General features: G+C 45.5%; 20 protein-coding genes. 3 read left to right on the top strand and 17 right to left on the bottom strand.

The features are described 5' to 3' along the window. Window positions 1-98 precede the first annotated feature (98 nt). The 4 genes from cntA to ACXAFV_RS11740 are packed head-to-tail and all read right to left on the bottom strand — an operon-like array spanning window position 99 to window position 4,709. Window positions 99-1,706: a staphylopine-dependent metal ABC transporter substrate-binding lipoprotein gene (gene cntA, locus ACXAFV_RS11755; RefSeq protein ID WP_475126670.1), complete on the bottom strand. Its 1,608-nt coding sequence runs from the start codon at window positions 1,704-1,706 to the stop codon at window positions 99-101. Between the two features lie 29 nt (window positions 1,707-1,735). Further along, a complete protein-coding gene (locus tag ACXAFV_RS11750) occupies window positions 1,736-3,052 on the bottom strand; it encodes an opine metallophore biosynthesis dehydrogenase (protein ID WP_475126668.1) in 1,317 nt (438 codons plus the stop codon). Continuing rightward, window positions 3,049-3,858, bottom strand: coding sequence for a nicotianamine synthase family protein (locus ACXAFV_RS11745; protein WP_475126667.1), 810 nt, complete (start codon window positions 3,856-3,858; stop codon window positions 3,049-3,051). The genes ACXAFV_RS11750 and ACXAFV_RS11745 overlap by 4 nt, the downstream gene beginning before the upstream one ends. Beyond that, window positions 3,855-4,709, bottom strand: coding sequence for a histidine racemase CntK family protein (locus ACXAFV_RS11740; RefSeq protein ID WP_475126665.1), 855 nt, complete (start codon window positions 4,707-4,709; stop codon window positions 3,855-3,857). The genes ACXAFV_RS11745 and ACXAFV_RS11740 overlap by 4 nt, the downstream gene beginning before the upstream one ends. Before the next feature lie 362 nt (window positions 4,710-5,071). Between ACXAFV_RS11740 and ACXAFV_RS11735 the strand changes: the two genes are divergently transcribed. Further along, the gene (locus tag ACXAFV_RS11735; RefSeq protein WP_475126663.1) at window positions 5,072-6,205 is read left to right on the top strand and encodes a metal ABC transporter solute-binding protein, Zn/Mn family; all 1,134 of its coding nucleotides are present in this window, start codon (window positions 5,072-5,074) and stop codon (window positions 6,203-6,205) included. A 174-nt stretch (window positions 6,206-6,379) separates the two neighbouring features. Here ACXAFV_RS11735 and ACXAFV_RS11730 read toward each other — a convergent pair whose 3' ends face one another. The 8 genes from ACXAFV_RS11730 to ACXAFV_RS11695 form a co-directional block, all read right to left on the bottom strand. Then, window positions 6,380-7,132, bottom strand: a complete 753-nt coding sequence (locus tag ACXAFV_RS11730; RefSeq protein WP_475126661.1) for a YdcF family protein — start codon at window positions 7,130-7,132, stop codon at window positions 6,380-6,382. 372 nt (window positions 7,133-7,504) lie between these two features. Beyond that, window positions 7,505-7,666: a hypothetical protein gene (locus ACXAFV_RS11725; protein WP_475126660.1), complete on the bottom strand. Its 162-nt coding sequence runs from the start codon at window positions 7,664-7,666 to the stop codon at window positions 7,505-7,507. Between the two features lie 33 nt (window positions 7,667-7,699). After that, window positions 7,700-8,002: a hypothetical protein gene (locus ACXAFV_RS11720; protein ID WP_475126659.1), complete on the bottom strand. Its 303-nt coding sequence runs from the start codon at window positions 8,000-8,002 to the stop codon at window positions 7,700-7,702. 100 nt (window positions 8,003-8,102) lie between these two features. Then, window positions 8,103-8,309, bottom strand: a complete 207-nt coding sequence (locus tag ACXAFV_RS11715; protein ID WP_475126657.1) for a hypothetical protein — start codon at window positions 8,307-8,309, stop codon at window positions 8,103-8,105. Window positions 8,310-9,009: 700 nt separating this feature from the next. Then, window positions 9,010-9,333 carry an IDEAL domain-containing protein gene (locus ACXAFV_RS11710; protein WP_475126656.1) on the bottom strand — a complete coding sequence of 108 codons (324 nt, stop codon included), beginning with the start codon at window positions 9,331-9,333 and terminating at the stop codon, window positions 9,010-9,012. A 74-nt stretch (window positions 9,334-9,407) separates the two neighbouring features. Continuing rightward, window positions 9,408-9,821 (bottom strand): RrF2 family transcriptional regulator, encoded by a 414-nt coding sequence (locus ACXAFV_RS11705; protein WP_175987489.1) that lies wholly within the window; start codon window positions 9,819-9,821, stop codon window positions 9,408-9,410. A 75-nt stretch (window positions 9,822-9,896) separates the two neighbouring features. Further along, on the bottom strand, window positions 9,897-10,292 hold the full coding sequence (spxA, locus tag ACXAFV_RS11700) for a transcriptional regulator SpxA (protein WP_475126654.1): 396 nt from the start codon (window positions 10,290-10,292) through the stop codon (window positions 9,897-9,899). Window positions 10,293-10,637: 345 nt separating this feature from the next. Continuing rightward, complete coding sequence (locus tag ACXAFV_RS11695) at window positions 10,638-11,903, bottom strand: MDR family MFS transporter (protein WP_475126653.1); 1,266 nt, start codon at window positions 11,901-11,903, stop codon at window positions 10,638-10,640. 99 nt (window positions 11,904-12,002) lie between these two features. On the opposite strand from ACXAFV_RS11695, the gene ACXAFV_RS11690 reads away from it, so the two are divergent. Continuing rightward, complete coding sequence (locus tag ACXAFV_RS11690; protein ID WP_475126651.1) at window positions 12,003-13,655, top strand: ABC transporter substrate-binding protein; 1,653 nt, start codon at window positions 12,003-12,005, stop codon at window positions 13,653-13,655. 534 nt (window positions 13,656-14,189) lie between these two features. Further along, the gene (locus ACXAFV_RS11685; RefSeq protein ID WP_475126650.1) at window positions 14,190-14,672 is read left to right on the top strand and encodes a GNAT family N-acetyltransferase; all 483 of its coding nucleotides are present in this window, start codon (window positions 14,190-14,192) and stop codon (window positions 14,670-14,672) included. 73 nt (window positions 14,673-14,745) lie between these two features. On the opposite strand, the gene ACXAFV_RS11680 is transcribed toward ACXAFV_RS11685, so the two are convergent. The 5 genes from ACXAFV_RS11680 to ACXAFV_RS11660 form a co-directional block, all read right to left on the bottom strand. Next, window positions 14,746-16,149 carry a sensor histidine kinase gene (locus ACXAFV_RS11680; protein ID WP_475126649.1) on the bottom strand — a complete coding sequence of 468 codons (1,404 nt, stop codon included), beginning with the start codon at window positions 16,147-16,149 and terminating at the stop codon, window positions 14,746-14,748. Continuing rightward, window positions 16,139-16,843: a winged helix-turn-helix domain-containing protein gene (locus ACXAFV_RS11675; protein WP_475126647.1), complete on the bottom strand. Its 705-nt coding sequence runs from the start codon at window positions 16,841-16,843 to the stop codon at window positions 16,139-16,141. Before ACXAFV_RS11675 ends, ACXAFV_RS11680 begins: the two co-directional genes overlap by 11 nt. Window positions 16,844-17,135: 292 nt before the next feature. Then, window positions 17,136-18,014, bottom strand: coding sequence for a hypothetical protein (locus ACXAFV_RS11670; RefSeq protein WP_475126646.1), 879 nt, complete (start codon window positions 18,012-18,014; stop codon window positions 17,136-17,138). Window positions 18,015-18,150: 136 nt separating this feature from the next. Beyond that, window positions 18,151-19,032 carry a peptidylprolyl isomerase gene (locus ACXAFV_RS11665; protein WP_475126644.1) on the bottom strand — a complete coding sequence of 294 codons (882 nt, stop codon included), beginning with the start codon at window positions 19,030-19,032 and terminating at the stop codon, window positions 18,151-18,153. Window positions 19,033-19,191: 159 nt separating this feature from the next. Continuing rightward, a complete protein-coding gene (locus tag ACXAFV_RS11660; protein ID WP_475126643.1) occupies window positions 19,192-20,469 on the bottom strand; it encodes a S1C family serine protease in 1,278 nt (425 codons plus the stop codon). Window positions 20,470-21,159: the final 690 nt, after the last annotated feature.

Below are 21,159 nucleotides of genomic sequence, written 5' to 3'. Positions count from 1 at the left end.
TGAATTTCGCACCCGAAAAAAATAATGTGCACTGCCACAACCGGGTGACCGATTACGGCCTATCCCGGTTGAGATACCAAAATTCACAAAAACAGCCCTTATTCAAATTGCATCTTTTCAAACGGAAGTTCATACTGTGTCTGCTTGAACGACAGTTCCTTTAAATCAGCCGGTGCCACCACGGTCACGCTCCCGTTCGAGATCGGGATGAAGACCGCTTCTTCGTGGACGATGGTGAGGATATCCTTATACAAGGTTTTCTTTTTTTCTTGATCCGTCGCAGTCATCACTTCTTCGATTTTCTTGTAGAGTTGGTCCGCTTGATCTATGCCTTTCGTCGTATGAAGATAGGAAGCTTCCGATGTGAACGCAGCGATCGTACTCTGAGGATCATAGGCAAGTCCCCATGTCTGATTGAACAATAGATCATACTCTCCTGTAGATCGTCGATTCGCAATGGAATTGGATTCCTCCCCGACGATTTCAAGCTCCACTCCGATTTTCTTCAGGGAACTCTGGATGAACTCAGCTTGCGTTTTCTGTGACGAGGAATTGGTGTCATAGTATAATTCCATTGCTAAAGGCTTTCCGTCTTTTATTCGCACAGATCCTTCACTTGAAGACTTCCATCCCGCTTCTTCCAAGAGCTCCTTTGCTTTTTCCAAATCAAACCCGCGCTTCTTCAATTCAACGTCTGCATAGTTGACATTCGAGGAAAAAAGAGAGTGGGCTTCGCTTTCCGTCCCGTTCAGGATTCCTTCTGTGATCGTTTCACGGTCGATGGCATACCAAATGGCCTCACGAACAGCCTTTTCACTGACCGGATTATCCGTCCGGCTGCTATTGGCGACGATCATTTTCGTATTCATCGGATCGCTCCTCACCACTTGATAGTCACCGCCTTCTTCTAACTGATCCATCGCTTCCTTATTCAAACTGTCAGCACCGCGGTCATCGGTGAAGGCGAAATTGATTTCCCCCTTTTGAAAAGCCAGGAAGGTCGTTTCACCCGCAGGAAGAACTTTCGCTGTGATTTTCTTTATAGATGGCTCTCCATCCCAATAGTCCTTGTTCGCTTCGAACGTGGCGTATTCATCCACCTTATGTTCGTTCAACATATATGGACCGGTTCCGTTATAACCATTTACTCCATTCTTCGTTTCCCCATCCTTGAAATCATTCGGAGACAGGAATACGTACGGCCTTGTCATGGATAGCTCTACCAATGCAGGATCATACGGTTCCGATAGAACCATTTCCACAGTATGCTCGTCGACCGCATGAATGCTTTCGATTTTCGATGAAAGCTTGATCCACGAATGTTTTTCGGCATTGCTCTGCACGGCTTCAATGTTTTTCTTCACCGCCTCGGCATTGAACGGTTCCCCGTCATGAAAGGTGACACCCTCTCTGAGATGGAAGGTATACACTTTGCCATCTTCTGAAATATCCCATGACTTGGCAAGCAGAGGCTTGATGCCATCTTCCGTGTTTTCTACCAGTGACTCATATACCTTACCTTGAGCAGGCATCGATCCTGTGTAAAGATGCGGGTTCATGTCATTGATATCCTTTGCTGTCGCATATACCAGCTCACTTTTTTTGCTTAGTTCCCCTGAATCGCTTCCCGTCTTGGAGGAGCAGGCAGCCAGGACTGTCAGTAATATTAATGTCAGAGACATCAAGGCCATTCGTTTTATATTCATTTTTTTCTCTCCCTTTTTGGATTCTTCATTTATAAAGATATTTCCACATTTTGGCACATGTCCATCCCAAGTTCCCTCGTGATCCGTTCGACATCTTCACGAAAATCACGGATGACGAATGCTTCTGAAAGCTTTTCATCCTGATGGGCGTCCGCCACTTTATTTAATTTGACCTCATATGCCGCGATCAGTTTGTCGATTGCAGGGCACGTTACCTCCAGGGAGCGTGCAATCCCCTGAATGACCTTGATCCGGTAATAGTCTTCTTTCGGCATCCTTGGGATATCAAGTTCCCCTTCCCTGTTCACGAACATCTTTCTGATCGGGACGGCGGAGAAGTCGAAGTATCTGCCTTCTTCGTCCGGGGTTGAAAAAGGATCTATCAGCAAGGAGGTGTAGCGTATGTACAGTAAATATTCCTGGTGGATCGGTTCCAGTTGTTCAAATCCTTCGATATCTTGGCGAGGCAGGCTTTCAAGTCTTACCGGATAGGTATCGTCCGTCATGAATCGGAGGAGATTGAGAGGTGAGATATCGAGTCTTCCCAAGATCTCCATCATTTCCTTCCATTGAGAACGCATATCCCGGATCAGCTGCTGGGTGATCGGACCTTCCGGAAAGAGCTTATACACATATTTCGTTGGTTCACCTTCATCAAAGATAGCATGTAACGTGAACTCGTTCATAAAGAGAGGCGGATGGACGTAAAGAGAAATGTTTCTCGTCTCTGCTTCAAGCGGCGATTGTACCTGAACCAGTTCAATGCCGAGCTCCTTGCCGAGTTCGACCAGTGTTTGAACGGTTTTTGCCTCCGGCTGGCTGGATCCGATGTACAGCTTTTTCTTGACTGCCGTGGTGATGACATGGTGATCCGGTTCACCCTGCATCCAGCGTGTATCGCCGAGATACGTGGAAAAACTGATGACTTCTGCTTCCTGATTGATCGATCTCATGAAGTTTTTCACAAGAGAGTTCGACCCGAATGTGGGGGAAATCAGGATGATGCTTTTGACCTTTTTCAGTACGTCCCTTTTGATGGTTTTCAGGACCTCGATATAAGCGTCGGTCGTGACCGCCAGGACGAAGACATCCCATTCTCCTTCTATCTTTTCGAACCCCCGATATACATGGTCCGCCTTGCACTCGCCTTGCATCCTCTCATTCTTTTGATTTTGAACGGAGACACGGAGGCGGCGATGCTGCGCCTCAAGTGATTGAAAAAATGTGTTCGACCGGACAGATTGTCTCCCTGCCAGACCGATTTCACAGCCCAATCTGTTTTTTAACAACACGGCTAGCTGCACCGAAGCAGGTCCAGACCCTGCAAGTAATACGCGCTTGTTCATCGTACCCCTCCCAGGGATGCTTTCTCATAGATGAACACATCGAATATTTGATCCGGTCGGAGGACATTCTCTGCTGTGCTCCATTTCCCTTCGTCCACTTCCTCTGATGGATAATTGAACAGGGACTTAAGCCCGTTCCCATAACGCATCGAGACGACAACCCCATCACCCGTCAGATCGTACAGTTGATCGAGGATCTCATATTTCACTTCCACCGTTGAACTAAAGATGATATGCGTCACTTCATTCAATTCCCCGAGCTTATCCGCCGGCTTCTGTTCGAGCCTGATGTCAAGTTCAAGTCCCGCACCCAGCCTTTCCACTACCTGCTGCCCCAGGGAGACCGCTTCTTCATCAATGTCGATCCCGATGACCTTTGCTCCCGTACGCTTGGCGATGAGAAGCGGAGTCATCGGGAACGAACCAGACCCCACCAGGAGGACCACCGAGTCCCGCGTTACATGAAAGCGGCCGAATTCCTTATCAATGCAAGATTCAATGTTTTCAAAGTAATCGGCTTTTTCCGCATCTCCCTTTAAGAGCTTGTGGGCGCGATGTTTTTCCAAGGCGGCAACGGCTAAAGCTGAAACCTTCCTTAATTGATTCACAACGCCAGAAACGTCTTCCTGATAAAATCGTTCCCATCTTTCTACGTAACCGTCATTCAGTATGAACCCTGAATACTCGTCGACTACTTGTTCCAATGCATCAGCCTGCCCGCCTTCAGGTGTAAATCCCTCTACAGCCTGCTCGAATCTTTCCAAAAACGTATGTAGTTCTTCTTCGAATGTCTTGACTGGTTTCAATCCATTCCCTCCTGTTCCTGCTCTCGATCGATAAACGCTTTTCCTTCTGCGACGATTCCGACGGTCCCTTCGATTTTGACCATATTTACGGCATCCATATCCCATTCACAAGCTACCGCCATCTTCCCTCCAGGCTGCTTTACCCAAACCTCGATACTTCCCTTCTTTTTCCACGCAAGATAAGCACCGAGTGAAGCTGTACCCGACCCGCACCCGCGTTCCCAGATCATGCTGCCGATATCGGGTACATAAATGAGCGGGGCAAGTTCTCCTGTTTGCGGCTTGTAGACCAACACACCTACAAGCTTCCCTTCATACTCGGATCCGATCTTCCTCGCCATCGATTCTGCCTGCTGACGCATTGCTGCATCCATTTCATCCACTTCGACAACGAGGTGTACAGCCTGTTCATAGTGAATCATGGTCTTCGAAATCGGATGTCCGCCTATCCACTCCCGCTTCTCGATCCGTTCGGGAAGCGGCATCGTCAATCGGCACCAATACCGGTCCATCTCTCTTCTGACCTGACACTGTACCAACTGATCCGTCCCCGAAGCCTCAACCGTCACATCGATTGACCTTCCTTCCAGAATCCCTCTCTCATCAGCGATCAAAGCAGCCAGGGACATGCATGCATTCCCGCAGAATTCCCCTCCGGCCATCCATAATGTTGAATCGGCACACCCGGTGATCGGCTTCCCGATGAATCCCACCTGCTCTGCATGAACACTGTCATACGACATAAGCTTCGAAGCGATATGAGCGTATTCTTCCAGAGGGTGCACGGTCTTCACCAGAACGGTCATATTCTCTGTCGGATTGAACTTGATAAAATCGACTTCCTGCTTCATCTGCATCCCTCTGTATTCATTTTAATCGTAATCATTACGATTTATCTTTTAAAAAAATATGTCTGTTTCTTTAATAAAACGTAATGGTTACGATTTCCACGTCTAATATTATTCCTTTCTTCTGCACCTGTCAATTCTTTTTCCATTTCAACTCAAAGGCTGGTGTAATCACATTTTCAAGTAAATATGGGTAGATTGATAGATGTGTTCCAGCGTAAAAAGGGCAGGATGTCACAAAAACCCGCCCGACTTCTTCCTTACATAAATCATTTGTTCTTCCAGTTAAATCGTAATGATTATTATTTACAAATCGTAATCATTACGATAAACTACCTATTGAGTAAACGAAAAGGAGACATACGATGAAAAAAATAGCCATATTCATACTTATCAGTGCTTTAGTCACTTTAACCGCATGTCAAAATAAATCTGTGCCAGCTTCTTCAGATGAGAAGACTCTTTCCATCAAAACCTCCATCTATCCACTCCATTACTTTGCGGAAAGAATCGGCGGTGAGCACGTAGAAGTGAGCACTCTACTGCCTCCGGGTACAGATGCCCATACTTTCGAACCTACTACAAAGGACATGATCTCCATCGCAGAATCGGATCTTTTTATCTATAACGGCCTCGGAATGGAGTCCTATTCTAGTAAAATAGCAGAATCTCTTAAAAACGAAGAAACCATGATGCTCGAAGCGACGAAAGGGGTAGATGTAATTTCCAGCTCTCACCTTGAGGAAGAAGGGGATCACGATGAACACAGTGATGCTTCACATGAAGAAGAGGAACATGCCGAAAGCGGTGATGCTTCTCATGAAGATGAGACCCATGACGAAATAAATGACGCTTCCCACGAAGAAGAGACTCATGACGAACAAAACGACGCTTACCATGAAGAAGAGACTCATGACGAACAAAACGACGCTTCCCATGAAGAAGAGACTCATCATGAACATGAGCATGGAGATTATGACCCCCATGTTTGGCTGGACCCATCAAGAGCCGATCAGCTTGCAGCCAATATCCGGGATTCACTGATTGAATTGAAACCGGAAGAAAAGAAGACATTTGAGAGGAATTTTAAAGAATTGCAAAAAGACTTGGTCAGCCTGCATCATGAATTCATTGAGGCAGTAAGCGGGAAAGAAAATCCCGAAATCCTTGTCTCCCATGCAGCGTATGGTTATTGGGAAGATACTTACGGAATCGAACAATTGGCCGTATCCGGACTGTCCCCTACAGATGAACCTTCTCAAAAAGAATTAAAGGGAATCATCGATACAGCAAGTGAACACAAAATCAAATACGTCATTTTCGAACAAAATGTAACCCCGCGCATCGCAGAAATCGTTCAAAAGGAAATCAATGCAGAACCCCTGCAGATTCATAACCTTTCGGTGTTAACCGATGAAGACATCAAAGAAAATAAAAACTATCTATCATTGATGAAAGAGAACATTGAGACGATCGAAAAAGCACTGGAAAACGAATGAAGGAACGTGGAAAAAGGTGCCTGCCCCCTGTGCTGGGGGGCAGGCACCCTTTTTCGATTTATCCTCCCAAACCGCCTGTATGATGAATCGTTAACAAATCCGGTAGGGCTGGCGCAGGCCTGCTCCCGCTTTCAAGTGAAATAATCGTCTCTGTATTCCATCCCTTTTCTTCCATTAGGATAATACTTTCTCCCCCATCGTCTTCACGATCGCAAAATACTCCCTAATGAAATAATTCACTTTCACTAAGAAAGGTGAATGTCCCGCCAGTCCTTGGCTGTCAATACCAAGTTCATCGGCGATCATCTCCGCCCTCACCACGTGGTAGTCGCTTGTCACGATAAGGATCTTCGGATTCTTCATTCCTATCTGTTCAAGGAAGACTTCCCTCGAGTTTCTAAGATTTTCATATGTGGTGGTGGACGTTTTTTCGTAGATGATTCTATCCTCTGAAATCCCGTGTTTCATCAGGTAGAGTCCCATTGCTTCAGCTTCCGGGATCGACTCCCCTTCTCCCTGGCCGCCTGAAACCACGACTGGCAGATCCTTGTTATCCAGCAGAAATGCTTTTCCGGCTTCCAACCTTGAAACCAGGGTCTTGGATGGAGTCTCGCCTTTCAGCCCTGCACCGAGGATGACCACGACATCTATCTCTTCTGCATTGATATCATTCGACTTCTCCAATTCGAAAAGGAGATACGCTTCCACCGCGACAAAGGATAAGAGGAACAGTCCATAAACGATCATGACCATCCTGGCCGCATAAAGGCTAGGAGTTGTCCTGTACTTTTTAAAAAGAAACAAAATAATGAGGAGGACAACAACATTCACTGCGATGAACAGGACACCGAATGTCCTCCCGAAAAGAATAAATAGTAACCCGAGGATTAGGATCGGGAGTATGTAAATAGGTTTGAGATTTTTCATATACGTCCTTTCCGTCCTATCTGGAGCAGCTAACTGGATGCTCTTTATAATATCCTTATTTTACCACATCCTCTAGCAACAATAAGGAAAAATGGGACGCCGTACCTGTCCCGCTGTCTCATAAAAAGAACCTATTCCCCCACTAGTTTCCATATGAACGCGTCCAGCAAAATAACAACGAAACTATGATAAGATGGGTGTAACTTCATTCAGCTTAGGAGGTTACAACATGGTTAATAGAAGAGTGGTCGTATTGTCGGTGCTGCTGGTCATCCTGTTAGTCGGGGTATCCTTGTTATCTATTTAAGATACATAGAATAATTGATAAGACTGTAAAAATGAAGATGGGGCCAGGCTCCGGCGGGTAAAACTTTACCGTGCCGGGGGCGAGGTCCCATTCTCTTTTTTAAGCAGTCGGATCATCCCATAGACGAGCATGAATAGGGAAATCGGAATTGTGTAGAAGCCGCTTACAGGAGTTAAAAAGCCAAGAAAGAAAATCATGATGCCAATGATTAGTAAAGTGATTGCCACAGTCACCACCCCTTACCCAGTTCATAACTTTCATTAAAGAACTTCATCACTATTTCCTCTGCCATCCCTCTCACTGTTGATTATTTGTAACTTATAATATGACAGGACGATCAGGAGAAGTCCAAATGATAAAAAGATGCAGCCGGCAGCCAGAAATGCATTCATGTAACCTTCGATGACCAGATGATAGAGGCCTGTATCCGCACTTCCTCGATCCATGAGCCACCTCTCCCCGGCAGCCACACCAAATGTACCGCTCCAAAACAGCATCACGCCGCCTGTTGCGGCTGCCAGCCAGGCAATGACCGATATGCCTTGCCAGTTTTCTTTTTGCATAAGGTTCTGCCCCCGTTTCATTTGAACTCTATTGGAGATCTGCCGCGAGAGATCTTCCTCAGGCTCGAATTAAACCGAAACCAACGTAGACTGAGCCCTCTTATACTCTCTTAATCTCATTAACCTTATGAGCGATGTCCCATAGTAACCCGACAATCACTCCAAGAGAAATCGAGACAACATAGAAGCTGGTCATATCTGTATCTGTCAGCATGTTCAATGAAGTGTTCGCTGTCCATCCAGCCACTCCTCCCGCAAACGCACTGATTGCCGTCAGACTTTCTTTTTTCTTTTCTGCTTGTTCCATGTTTGACTCCCCTTTTTATATGATATTCACACTACAAATAATGTAGCATTTAAGAACCCGATTATCGTTTGTATGAGGATTCATCCGGTGTTTCCAGCTACTTTTATATTACCATAAAATGTTATTTATTTGTGAGATTTTAAAAAATGGCCAGCCCCAATATGGAAAGACGCTGCCCATGGTTTAATATTTATGTAGAATGGTTGAATACCACTGTTTATGTTCTTCGTGAACCCGGAATAAAACTATAATCACTGCTATTCCTCAATAAACAAGAAGTTCAATGCAGTAGGCAAGAATCATTCAACCCTTGAAAAACGCTATCTTCTTGACCAAGGAGTGTCCAAGACTGTCCCATAACCCCAATTTTGTCCTCTACTACGGTCAAAGATCGTACCTGGGCAAATAATTTGCGGGGTCGAAAAGCAGACATTCCATTATACGTGCCACTTTGAGCGATATTCGTTCCACATTTTGAAAATACGAGCCACTTTTATAATTTACAAGCCAGATTCCAGAAATACGTTCCACTTTTCAAAAATACAAGCAACTTGTCGAATAATCTTTGAATCAGGCACCAGCATCGCAGCTAGTAATCCACCCTTTCAATTTGTCAAAACCATTTTTAAAATTGAAAAAGGTGCCTGCCCCACTACGCCAAAGTTTTAACGCAGCAGACATCGGGCACCTATTTTCAAATTCAATCCACACTTTTCACAAGCTCTCTCATCGAATTCAACTTCGAAGTCAGCTCAAGGAACCATTCTTCATCCCCAGTAGATAGGGCCAGATCAATCAGGAACTGGATTTGTCCTTTATTTGCTATTCTGGAATCGGGCAGTTTTTTCACATCTTTCGTCAATAATGGAATGGTCGTTCTTTCGATTTCCCTGTTATCGCTGGTGATGACTTTGGCTTTCACAATGGATGATTGATGATCGAGGTTCTCGATGTACCCGATGATCAATTCGCCGTCGCGTGATGTCCCTTTTACCCAATCGCCTGTTTTTAAAATTGTTTTCATAGTTTCCACCTTCTTTTAAACTGAAATATTTTTTATTACATTTAAGTCAGATGGAAGGCCGTAACCTTCCCATGTCATTTGTCTTTTGAAATCAGATCAACGATATCTTTAATGGTGTACTGTTTTAAATAGTCGCCAAGATGCTCTTCCGCACCGAGGAAGATGTTGAACAATACATTCCGCATATTCGCCCCCACCATACACGCTTCATTCGATTCAGGACATTTCGGCTGCAGAGCGCCTTCCGATGTGAGCATGTAAATGTCGAAGAGATTCACTTCACTCAAATCCCTGGCTAAGATGAATCCGCCGCCGTTCCCTTCCTTCGACTTGATGATCCCATGCTTTTTCAACAAGCTCAGGACCTTCCGGATGCGGACGGCATGAACCCCTGCACTTTCGGCGATGGCGTCGCTCTTGGACATCCGGTCAAGCTGCAGGGCGAGATACGTTAAACTGTGAATGGCTAAAGTAAAATCACTATTCATGGATTGCCTCCTACGTTCTATCTGCACTGTAATGGTAGATGTTACAGATCAGTTAGTCAAGTCTGCCACCCCATCCTAATTTGCTTCCTTCATCAGTTCCTGATAAGAAAACGTTCGAAGCTTGCGCGGCAGGAAACTGCGGATTTCTTCATCATTATAGCCGACCTGGATCCGTTTTTCGTCCAGCATGATCGGTCTCTTCAGCATCTTCGGATTCTCCATGATGAGCTGGTACAATGACTTTAGCGGCAGGGAATCAAGATCGACGTTCAATTCCTTATACGTTTTGGAATTTTTCGAGATGATTTCTTCGGTTCCTTCCTCGGTTAGGCGCAATATCGCTTTGATCTCATCCACCGTCAGCGGCTCCGTCAAGATGTTCCGTTCCGTATATTCAATTCCATGTTCTTCAAACCAAGCTCTGGCCTTCCGGCAAGAAGTACAGCTTGGTGTAAGGTATAGTGTGACCATTTCATTCACTCCTTTGAGGCTTTCGCCATTATATATAATTCATTTTATGTTGCAATCAATTAAATGTAACAATTATTTTTACAGTTTAGTTGGTAAAAAAGGATTCTCTTTATTCAAAGTGCAGAAAAAAAGGAATGCCTTTCATACTGTAATATTAATATTTACAGATAGAAAAGTCAATACCAGTTTTTGTTTTCCAGCCGCCGGTTCCATTTGGGATTCTCAAAGATCACATAAACGTAGAGACCCAGCGCTAGTTTCTAGAAATAATAAATAGGAACCCGTCTTCCCTCAACACCCAACAAAAAAAGAGGATCCCTGATCACCCAGGCATCCCCTTTTACTTTAATTTCCCCCACTCGCACTTACACTGCCATCCACTACCTTGCCCGCTGTAAAGTCCCGTGCAAACAAACCAGTATACACAAGAACCGTACCGAGCATCACGATAAATCCGATGTAGACGCTCATCATCGTCGGCATCAGGAAGGCACCGATGATGATGGTGGATCGTGCGACAAGGTCCGCTCCGCTAAAGGATAGGTTGGAAAAGGCGGAGTAAGAGCCCCGTTTGTCGCTCGGGATCATGTTTGCCTGCTCTGTGTTGCGGATTGGGGAGTATACTAGTTCCCCCAACGTCGCAATCAGGTTGAACGCGATCAGGATGTACCATGTGTTGGCGGATGTGACGGTCACATACCCGATGCCATACAGGATGAGCCCGATCAAGAGAGCGTTCTTTTTATTCAGGCGGTCTGTGTAGCGGTTGATGATGAATGTGAAGCATACGACGAGAAGCATGTTCTCGATATTCAGGATACTCAGCATCCTTACCCCGGCGATTTCGAAGCTCCCGATGTTCACCGACTTGAATGTTTCGGCAAGTCGGATCCCGATATAGCTGTTCAGTGAGAATTCAGCTGCAAAAATGAAGGTGGATCCTGCGACCACTTTTACAAAAGCTGAATCCCGGAAGGCAATCCGGTAATTGTTGACGAGGTCGATGAATACATTATCGTGCTTTTTCTTCAGCTGGTCCTTGAACTTGTCCTCCAGCCAGATGCCATAGGCAATCGGGATGATCGTCGAAGTGAAAGTCAGCATCATGAACAATTCTGTCTTATGATTCAGATAGAGCAGTCCCCCGAGGGCCGCCCCGATCGCCATCGACAGGTTGACGAGCCAGTAATCCAAGGCGTAAACGGCTTTCCTGTTCTCAGGTGTCGTCGAATCGATGATGATCGCATGCATCGCCGGTCGGCCGAGGCTGCTGGTGATGATGAATCCTATATAAGCACCTGCAAACAGCAGGATCAAATTCTCCTCAGGAAATAAACTGATGGTCATGATGAAGAAAAACAAGGCGTTCAGCCAAGACGTTGTCAACAGTACCTTTTTCCTCGGAAAGCGGTCTGAAATATACCCGCCTACCAGGTTGATGAAAAATCCGATCACCACGGTGATGATCAGGAATGCCCCTGCCCAGATTTTATTCATTTCCTGCGCAAAGAACAGCGCCATGAACGGCATGACGGCTGATGAAACGGCACGGTTAAAGAATGACGTGATCATCCGTACTTTTATATTCCGAGGTAATTCCTTCCACTTCATGTTGTTCCCCTCCTCTATTTACTGTATAGTAAACTAGACGAATTATTTTAAAAATAGACACTTTTCAAAACGATGTCCCCTTTTAGGAGGAGAAGCACAATGGAGAACAAATTACTCACCCTTTGGAGGTATTACCCCTCAGGCAGCATCCGTGTAGAGGAAATCTCTGAAACGCTTCAGTTAAGCCACAAACAGACGACCCGGTATTTAAAAAAATGGAATGAAGAAGGATGGATTGGCTTTTCGCCCGGTCGCGGACGGGGGAATGTATCGACGCTGAAATGGAAAAAGGATGTCGAGGAAGTGTTTGAAGAAGAGGTCGTGAAGCTCATCGACCAGGAACCTGTTGAACGGATCAGCAAGTATCTGATGTACAACTGGTCGACGGACAGCAAGATGAGGCTGATGAACAAATTTCACACGAAGCTCGGGTTTGTGCAGGAAACAGAGGATAAGCTGATTGTGCCGAAGAGATATCCCTTTTTCTCCATTCACCCTTTGGAGGCAGCCGACGTCCTCAGTGCTCACTTAGCAGCAAACGTATTCAACCGGCTTGTCTCTCTTACCGAAGACGGAGATATCATCCCGGAACTCGCGCACAGCTGGGATGTTTCATCTACTAAACTGCGACTTTATTTAAAAAAGGATATCAAATTTCATGACGGATCCATATTGACGGCAAAGGATGTCATGTACTGTCTCGAGAAACTTCGGACGTATCCGCATTACCGGGATCTCTGGACACCAGTTGAAACCATTGAGGTGAAGGCCCCCCTCATCATCGACTTAGTCCACCCGGGAGGCTGCAGCTATATGCTGCCAATGCTCAGTATGATGTGTGCAAGCATCTACAAGGAAAATAAAGGCCGGATCCTTGGGACGGGCTGCTTTTCCCTGGAGGAAAATAGTGATTCAAAGACGACACTCGCTGCATTCAAAGAACACTTTCAGGAGAGGCCGCTCCTTGATGCTGTCGAGTTCGTCCAAGTACCACAGGATTTTAAGGGAATCTATCATTCTCACATCGAGCGGAGTGATTCTTCATCGGTTGAAGTCGAGAGTGATTCCGGGTTCGGCGTTGTGATCATGAATGCCAGCCCCAACCGGAATTCTGCGATCCAGAGGAAGGAAGTCCGCGATTATCTCCATTGGGTCATTGCGAAGAACCGCCACACACTTCAAGAATGCGACCCGCGGATGACACCGAATGACAAGAGCATCCTGATCGGTCATGATCATCACCTGACCATCCAAAAAGCAGAGCGACCCTCGTTTACAGAGCCAATCGTGATTCGGTGTGCCAATCACACAGCCAAGACGACAGAGTGGCTCGTTGATATGTTTGAAAAAGAGGAGATCCCGATCGAGCTCCAGTGGTTTTCCTTTGCCGACACATTGACGAAGCAGCCAAAAACATTGAATGTCGACCTATTCGTTCACGGGGAAATCTTTGAATCCAACCAGAACTTCTCATTCTATCACTTTTTGAAAAACGGTTTTTCCCCTCTCTATCATCTTTTTGCAAAAAGTGAAAAATGGAAGAATCAGCTCGAGGAATATCTTCATACACCATTCGAGAATTGGACTGCCTTGAATCTCAAAATCGAGAAAATGCTCATCGAGGAATCAATCATGATCCCTCTTTATTACGAGAAAAAGTACATCCCGTTCTCTACGGATATCATGAATATCGAATTTAAACATTTCGGGTATGTGGACTTTTCGAAGTTGTGGGTGCGTCCGGAAGTGTGAGGGGTTCGGACAATTTTGAAGGCCCATTTTGAAGGCCCGTCCCAGCGTGCGGTAACGCGTTAACGTGTGTTGGGACGGGCCTTTGTTGTAATAGCAAATTCTAGTTACGGCTTTATGAGAACTCATAGGTTACTGTAAAACCAGTGCTCTAATGGAGATAAATAGGTGGAAACTGATCGATTTTTGTTCGAAACTGTTAGATTAGAGATTCTAGGGACCGTTTCCTGATCAACCGACCATTGATTGTAACCGTGCAGAATAAAATACAAGCCACTTTTCTAATATTCAATCCAAATTCCAGATTTACGTCCCACTTGTCGAATAATCTTTACAGATCTGCATACTCTCTGTCAAAACCTTTTTAAAAACAAAACAGTGACCCCATTACAATCATGATGAAATCATCCAACGGCATTCAGGCCCCACCGTCTCTCTCAAAGTTGCCCGACTGAAGATATTACATCCGAAAACAAGGAAATTTATGTTAAAATAGTTCAAACTAATCAACTTCTTCATTAAAAGAGAGGTACGAAAATGAAGATCGTCACAACTAACATTTTATCTAAAAGTAAACTGAATGAATTCTTCACCACCCACTGGGGTAGCCCGCAGATGGTGATTTCAAGCGGGATATTCGATTGCTCGACGTTAGATGGTTTTGCCACACTAAACGAGGAAGAGCAAATCATTGGATTGATAACCTTCATAATAAAAGAAAAGGAATGTGAAATTATTTCATTAGATAGTTTAGAAGAATGCAGGGGCATTGGATTCGCCCTGCTTCAAGAAGTTGAAAATAAAGCAATTCAAAATAAATGTGCACGTGTAAAACTAATCACGACAAATGATAACTTGCAAGCATTGAAGTTCTATCAAAAGAGAGGCTTCGAATTAGTGAAGATTCATAGAAATGCTGTCGTGAAGGCAAGGAAGATAAAACCGGAAATCCCGTTGATGGGAAATGACGGGATTCCGTTAAAGGATGAAATTGAACTTGAGAAGATGTTGAGGCGTTAGAAAACGGGGCCTGACCCCCGGCACGTAAAAACTAGACCATGCAGGGGTCAGGCCCCATTGGAATTACCTCTACCTACAAAGGCAGCCCGATCACAAACCTCGCCCCTCTCCCCTTCTCACTAAACACATCAATCGTCCCCTCATGCATCAGCACCAATTGCTTCACGATCGAAAGCCCGAGGCCAAACTCACCATAAGGATTATTGGTCCGAGACAGGTCTGCTTTATAAAACCGCCGCCAAATCGATTGAATCTCTTCAGGGTCCATGCCCATTCCTGTATCTTCGATTTCGATGATGGTTTCTTCCTCGGAAGACGAGCCGCTTAACGTGATTGTCCCGCCGTTCGTGAATTGAATGCTGTTTTTCGTGATGTTGATCAGGATTTGGATGAGCCGGTCATAGTCTGCGTGTACCTTTGAAGAAGGGTCTGCAAGAATCCTGATTTCGTTCCCCTTTTCTTCAGCCTGAAAATCAAGCTGCTCCTTGATGACTTCGAACACATCAAGCAGCGGGACGGTTACTTTCGTGATCGTCACCTGATTGGAGCGGATTTTTTCATAGTCCAGGTTTTCATTCACCAGTCTGATCAGCCGCCTCGTTTCCTGGCTGACGAGACCGAAGCTCTTTTCTTTCTGTTCCTCTGGAATCATGTCGTTTCTAATTCCCTCGATGACACCGCGAATCGTCGTGAGCGGTGTTCTCAGTTCGTGCGACACATCAGCCATGAACTGCCTTCTCCGGTTCTCGAGGGCGTCGATTTCCTCTTTGGATGTCCGTAGTTTTGTTACCATATTATTGAAGTCCTCGGCAAGGTCCCCGATTTCATCGAAGTTGGAGCTTGGAACGTGAACATCGTATTGCCCCGATGACACAAGGGATGTGGCATCCCGGATCCGCTGAATTCTTTTTACGTGGAGCTTTGATAATAACAATGAGATCAACAGTGAAATCGCCAAAGACAGGAGCACGATATATAAAAGATATTTATTGATTTCAGTCAGCATTTCCCTCGTACCGCTGATCGGGGAAATCAAGATCAGCCCGCCGGCCAGTTGATCATTGATGATGCGCGGCATGATGACAAGCGATACAGCCTGGTCAAATCGTCCAAAGTCTTTCTTCAAAGGGACGGTTTCTCCGCGTTCAATTTTTTGCCATTCCTCTTTGGAAAGCTCAATCCGCGGGTACACACCGCCCCGTGAAAAGGAAACCTCCCCTTGCCGGTTGAACGTGATCAAATCGATGTTCCGTGCCTGAAGCAGGTTGCCGTATTCCTCCAGATAGAGAGGCCTTCTCGGACTCGGCCGTTCGAGGTCTGATAAAATTTTCTCCCCATACGATCGCAGTTCCGTGACCTTATTTTCGTAGACAAGATTTTCGACATAATGGGAAAACAAGGTGCCGAGGATCAAGAATGCGATGATGAGCACGCTTGTATGGCTGAGTAGCAGCTGATAAAGGTATCTAACCTTCATCGCCGGCCGCCGTCTCATCGAATTTATACCCTACGCCCCAGACCGTGTGCAGATACGGCTTCTCCTTGCTGCCGATCTTGTTGCGAAGACGCTTGATATGGACATCGACCGTCCGTTCATCCCCGTAAAAATCATATCCCCATACCCGTTCGAGAAGCTGCTCCCTCGAGAACACTTGGCGCGGATGGCGTGAAAGGTAATAGAGCAATTCAAATTCCTTTGGAGTCAGATTGGTGAGAGGGACGCCTTTCAGAAGGACTTCGCGGGTTTCCTTACTGATCTGGAAGTCAGCCGTCGACACATCCTGAGTTCCGGAAGCACTGCTTTTCTCTCCTTGATAACGGCGGGCAACAGCCCGGATCCGTGCCATCAACGCAAGCGGCGAGAAAGGCTTGGTCACATAATCGTCGGCACCGAGCTCGAGCCCGAGCACCTGATCGGATTCGCTGTCCTTCGCCGTCAGCATGATGACCGGGACCTGCGACCGCTCCTCCCTGATCTTCCTGCAAATCGTGACCCCGTCCATCCCCGGCAGCATCCAGTCCAGGATGATGACATCCCAGTCGCCTTCCTTATAACGCTTGTACCCTTCAGCCCCATCGTGGACAAACTCCCCGTGAATGCCTTCTTTTATAAAAAACATCTCCAGCATGGAGGTGACACTTTCATTGTCTTCCACTACCAGCACGTTCATCGACATCGTTCCTTTCTCGAATTTTCTTAATGGATATGTTTATCGCTCAGATGTAATTCTTTCTATTTAAATTATAGGCTTTCTTACCAGTTGATTCTAATTCATTCTATTTAAACCATAGTCGTCTTTACCGATCGATCTATTTCACTCCACCTAAATTATTAAAGATTTATATCGTGCGATTTCTATTTCACTCTACCTAAATTATAGTCGTTTTCACCAATCGATTCTATTTATTTCCTCCACTCAAAAAACCCCCGCAGCTTGGCGGGGATTCCCTGTCAGGGTAGTCCTATAATGTGTCACCTTGAGTTTCGGCTGATGATGGTTCGTCACTCTGTTCTGCATCAGGCGCAGATCCTTTAGGACCTTTTCCATGATCCCCACCGTGATGGCCTTTACCGCCTTTGTGAAAAAAGAATCCCTCTTCCTTATTGAAAGGGAAGACATCAAGTTCTTTTGATTCATCAGCATGATCTGTTTTGATTTCTTCCATCAGTTCCTTTGAGGTTTTACCTTCTGTTTCAATGCTCAGCTCTTTGGCTGCTTTTAAAATGGAAGCTTCAAAAACTTCTCGTTTCAAATCAAGATGATCTTTTCCTTCTGTGTCAATTCCAAGTTCCTTCGCCTGTTTTGCCAACGCTGCTTCTCTGACTTCTTTTGCAAGTTCTTCAAATTCCTTGCCCTCGGTTTCAATTCCAAGCTCTTTCGCTTTCTGCTTGACCAGGGTTTCCCTTATCTCTTGAGCCAGCTCCTCCCCGTCTTTTCCATCCGTTGAAATCCCCAGTTCCTTCGCTTTCTGGGAAAGCTCGGCTGCTCGGATTTCTTCCATCACAGTACGGTGTTCTTTCCCTTCAGTTTCAATCCCTAATTCCTTCGCTCTTTTTTCGAGTTCGGCTTCCCTGATCTCTTTGGCCAGTTCCCGCGAGTCCTTATCGGCGGTGTCGATTCCAAGTTCTTCTGCTTTTTCCTTCAACTGTTCCTCATCCAGATGGAATTTCCCATGTCCGCCGCCGCGATGACCAAAGACCGATTTAGTCTCCTTATCGACAACCGCTGAGTCGTTTGTGTTCGCAGTTTCCTCCTCAGCGGCGAAGGCTGGGATTGCCCCGAGGATCCCGACAGATAATGCACCTGTCAAAACATACGTGAGTGTTCTTTTCTTATTCATTTTATTTCCTCCTTTTTTGGTGTTGCAGCAATCGAATCCATTTATGTAACTGACGATGAAGTCGGGATTCAATCCCCTGCAATGTCATTATCCCCACAAGTTATTGCCAATTTATGAACAAACAGTTGCCGGTTCATTAACTTTTCAGTCTATTTTCGATGGTGTACTCCGATTTCAGTTCATCAAGCCAAACTCCATACTCCGTTTGAAGTGCCTGATCAAACAGAATGTCCTTTATTTCCTCTTTATGATCGTCAAGAACTGCTTCTTCCGCTTCTTTTTTGTCCGTCACTTTGATGATATGGTAGCCGAACTCCGTCTTGACAGGTTCACTGATTTCGCCTGCCTTCATGGCGAACGCCTTCTCCTCAAACTCCGAAACCATTTCACCTTTTGCAAAAAAGCCCAGCTCCCCGCCTGATTCCGCATTGGACGTATCGGTGGAGTATACCTTGGCAATTTCCGCAAAATCTCCGCCGTCATCAAGCTTTCCCTTCACTTCTTGTGCCGTTTCCTCATCTTCTACAAGAATATGGCTTGCTTCCACTTGCTCTTCTTGAGCGAACGAGTCTTTATTCGTTTCAAAGTATTCATATATCTGCTCATCAGAAATCGAGATTCTGCCCTCAAGCAATTTTTCCGTCAATAAAAAAGATTTGATATTCGCTTTGACAGTATCAAGACTTGCGCCGCTTGATGTTAAAGCTTCATTGAACGCGTCTTCGTCACCATATGAATCCATAATCGTCTGCAGTTCAGCTTCTATCTCACTTTCCTTGACCGTGATATCATTTTCATCACTCTCTAGCTCCACTATCTTCTCGGCAATTAGTGTCTCCAGGGCAGCCTCACCATACTGGTCCACCAGCACCGAATACAAATCATCTTTACTGATCGACTGGCTGCCCACCTTCGCCACCACTTCCTCTTTTGAAAAACCAAACGCTGCAAGCAGCGCGCCGATGACGACAATGCCTCCTACTACACTCCATAATGTGATTGACTTCTTTTTATTCACTTATCCGCTCTCCTTTAGTTTTATTTTTCCGCGCCTAGGTTTTGATGCCTGGTTTCTGGTGCCAGGCACGATTCACTCGATTTATGCCTGGCTCAATTCACTCGATTTGTGCCTGGCTCAATTCACCCGGTTTGTGCCTGGCACCGAACTCCAAGCTAATTAATTTACCATCGCATTACTAGTCAACGTCAAACTGATCGTCATTTCTTCAGCCCCGCGGAAGATGGTCAAATCAATCTCATCCCCCACCTTCAGGTCAGCGTACAACTGCCTTCTCAAATCTGCAGGACTTTCAACCGGCTGACCATTAAGCTCTGTTATTACATCGCCTTCTTTGATTCCGGCTTCGGCTGCCGCTGATTTTCCGTCAATGCTTGCGACAATTACACCTGATTCCACTTCATTAGGCAGATTCCCCAGGTAGTTGCGCGGAACATCGCCAAGGTTGGTCATTCCGATTCCGATATACGGACGCTCCACTTTCCCCGTCTCGATGATTTCATTGACGATCGGCATGAAATCTTTACTTGGAATGGCAAAACCGAGGCCTTCCACACCTGAGTTGGAAATCTTCAAGCTGTTGATTCCGATCAGCTCACCTTTCGAATTCAAGAGCGCCCCTCCGCTGTTACCCGGATTGATTGCCGCGTCCGTCTGGATGACATTCAATTCGGATTCACCTGCAGATGTTTCCACAGAAATGGTACGGTCGACTGCACTGACAATCCCTTGTGTCACGGTCCTTGAAAGATCTAGGCCGAGCGGGTTCCCAATCGCGATAACCTGTTCTCCTGCGCGCAGTGCACTGGAATCGCCGACTTCCAACAGGTTGTCCGCATATTTACCGTCGATTTTCAACACGGCTAGGTCTGTCAGGGGATCTGCACCGATCAGCTCCGCTTTGGTTTTTTGCCCGTCATAGAGGGAGACTTCGATTGTTGAAGCACCTTCAATGACATGGTTGTTGGTGATGATATAGGCATTGTCACCTTCTTTTTTAAAAAGAACGCCTGAACCTGTTCCTGCCTGACCTTCTTGTGAAGCTCCAGAGTAGCGGTTGCTTTGCTGCTGGTAATTCACGATTCCGACAATCGATTCAGAAGCGTCCTCCACGATATTCGCGACATCGCCGCCGGTCCCGTTTGAAACCGCTGTGGGTGTGATTCCTGAATCAGCCGAAGTATCTGCCTGTGCGGTATCCCCTGCCGATTGTTCGATGCTTGGCTGGGTCAGATTCTCATAGTAATCAGTGTGAGGCAATACCGTAAGTGTCAGGACCGAACCGATGATCCCTGCGCTTACAGTAGATAGAAATCCCTTTCCTTTGAATGGCTTCTTCTGCTTTGCGCTCCTTTGCATATTTTCATTATTAGCGGCTTTTGTATCGTCTGACTCTATATGTGTCATTTCTTCGTTTCGATTGTTAGGTTCGAACATTGTGATTCCTCCTCTAATTATTTTGCTCAGTTGAACTTTGCTGTTGATTTCATCTTAGAGGGAAAATATTACGAAATTATTAACAATCTATGTACAGGGTGGGAAATTTTTTTTTGCAAAAAAAGAACCGCCAAGTAAATGGTGGTTCTAAAAAATAGTATTATTATAGGGAGCTGCTGGTACAGCCGGCGTGGTGGATATGATCCGAATTGTGACAACGTACCTATCCTGTGTCCCGCCTCCGCTTATAATTTGGAAGCAGGTGGAAAAACGTGAGATTAATGAGCAAAACTCATAGATTATTCTTCTATACTCATAGAATAATTCCTAAAACTCATAGAATTTCGCGAAAAACTCATAGAATTTTGCCAAAATCTCATAGAATAATACCCGAAACTAATAAAATAAAAAGATGGCCAGGCGTTATAAGACGTATCCAGCTTATGCAGACAAAAAATTCAACACGTCAGAACTCAATTCAAGCCAAAATCACCGATATTCGCGCCTCTTTTTAAAAATACAAGCCACTTTTCAGATTTACAATCCAAATCCACAATATACAAGCCACTTTTCAAAAATACAATCCACTTGTCGAATAACCTTTGCACCTTTGCATCAGCGTCACCCAAGAGATTTCAAACCCCTCAACCAAACCCTTTAATTTGTCAAAACCATTTTTAATACCAACTT

Source organism: Rossellomorea sp. ABR4_012 (genome assembly GCF_056159545.1).
The sequence above is the reverse complement of the archived record's forward strand: the minus strand, read 5'-3'. Positions and strand labels throughout refer to the sequence as shown.

What these genes read in the sequence shown, in the direction of transcription:
- cntA (WP_475126670.1), bottom strand. Translation starts at nt 1,706, where the DNA reads ATGAATATAAAACGAATGGCCTTGATGTCTCTGACATTAATATTACTG.
- ACXAFV_RS11750 (WP_475126668.1), bottom strand. Translation starts at nt 3,052, where the DNA reads ATGAACAAGCGCGTATTACTTGCAGGGTCTGGACCTGCTTCGGTGCAG.
- ACXAFV_RS11740 (WP_475126665.1), bottom strand. Translation starts at nt 4,709, where the DNA reads ATGAAGCAGGAAGTCGATTTTATCAAGTTCAATCCGACAGAGAATATG.
- ACXAFV_RS11735 (WP_475126663.1), top strand. Translation starts at nt 5,072, where the DNA reads ATGAAAAAAATAGCCATATTCATACTTATCAGTGCTTTAGTCACTTTA.
- ACXAFV_RS11730 (WP_475126661.1), bottom strand. Translation starts at nt 7,132, where the DNA reads ATGAAAAATCTCAAACCTATTTACATACTCCCGATCCTAATCCTCGGG.
- ACXAFV_RS11720 (WP_475126659.1), bottom strand. Translation starts at nt 8,002, where the DNA reads ATGCAAAAAGAAAACTGGCAAGGCATATCGGTCATTGCCTGGCTGGCA.
- ACXAFV_RS11715 (WP_475126657.1), bottom strand. Translation starts at nt 8,309, where the DNA reads ATGGAACAAGCAGAAAAGAAAAAAGAAAGTCTGACGGCAATCAGTGCG.
- ACXAFV_RS11710 (WP_475126656.1), bottom strand. Translation starts at nt 9,333, where the DNA reads ATGAAAACAATTTTAAAAACAGGCGATTGGGTAAAAGGGACATCACGC.
- ACXAFV_RS11705 (WP_175987489.1), bottom strand. Translation starts at nt 9,821, where the DNA reads ATGAATAGTGATTTTACTTTAGCCATTCACAGTTTAACGTATCTCGCC.
- spxA (WP_475126654.1), bottom strand. Translation starts at nt 10,292, where the DNA reads ATGGTCACACTATACCTTACACCAAGCTGTACTTCTTGCCGGAAGGCC.
- ACXAFV_RS11695 (WP_475126653.1), bottom strand. Translation starts at nt 11,903, where the DNA reads ATGAAGTGGAAGGAATTACCTCGGAATATAAAAGTACGGATGATCACG.
- ACXAFV_RS11690 (WP_475126651.1), top strand. Translation starts at nt 12,003, where the DNA reads ATGGAGAACAAATTACTCACCCTTTGGAGGTATTACCCCTCAGGCAGC.
- ACXAFV_RS11685 (WP_475126650.1), top strand. Translation starts at nt 14,190, where the DNA reads ATGAAGATCGTCACAACTAACATTTTATCTAAAAGTAAACTGAATGAA.
- ACXAFV_RS11680 (WP_475126649.1), bottom strand. Translation starts at nt 16,149, where the DNA reads ATGAAGGTTAGATACCTTTATCAGCTGCTACTCAGCCATACAAGCGTG.
- ACXAFV_RS11675 (WP_475126647.1), bottom strand. Translation starts at nt 16,843, where the DNA reads ATGAACGTGCTGGTAGTGGAAGACAATGAAAGTGTCACCTCCATGCTG.
- ACXAFV_RS11670 (WP_475126646.1), bottom strand. Translation starts at nt 18,014, where the DNA reads ATGAATAAGAAAAGAACACTCACGTATGTTTTGACAGGTGCATTATCT.
- ACXAFV_RS11660 (WP_475126643.1), bottom strand. Translation starts at nt 20,469, where the DNA reads ATGTTCGAACCTAACAATCGAAACGAAGAAATGACACATATAGAGTCA.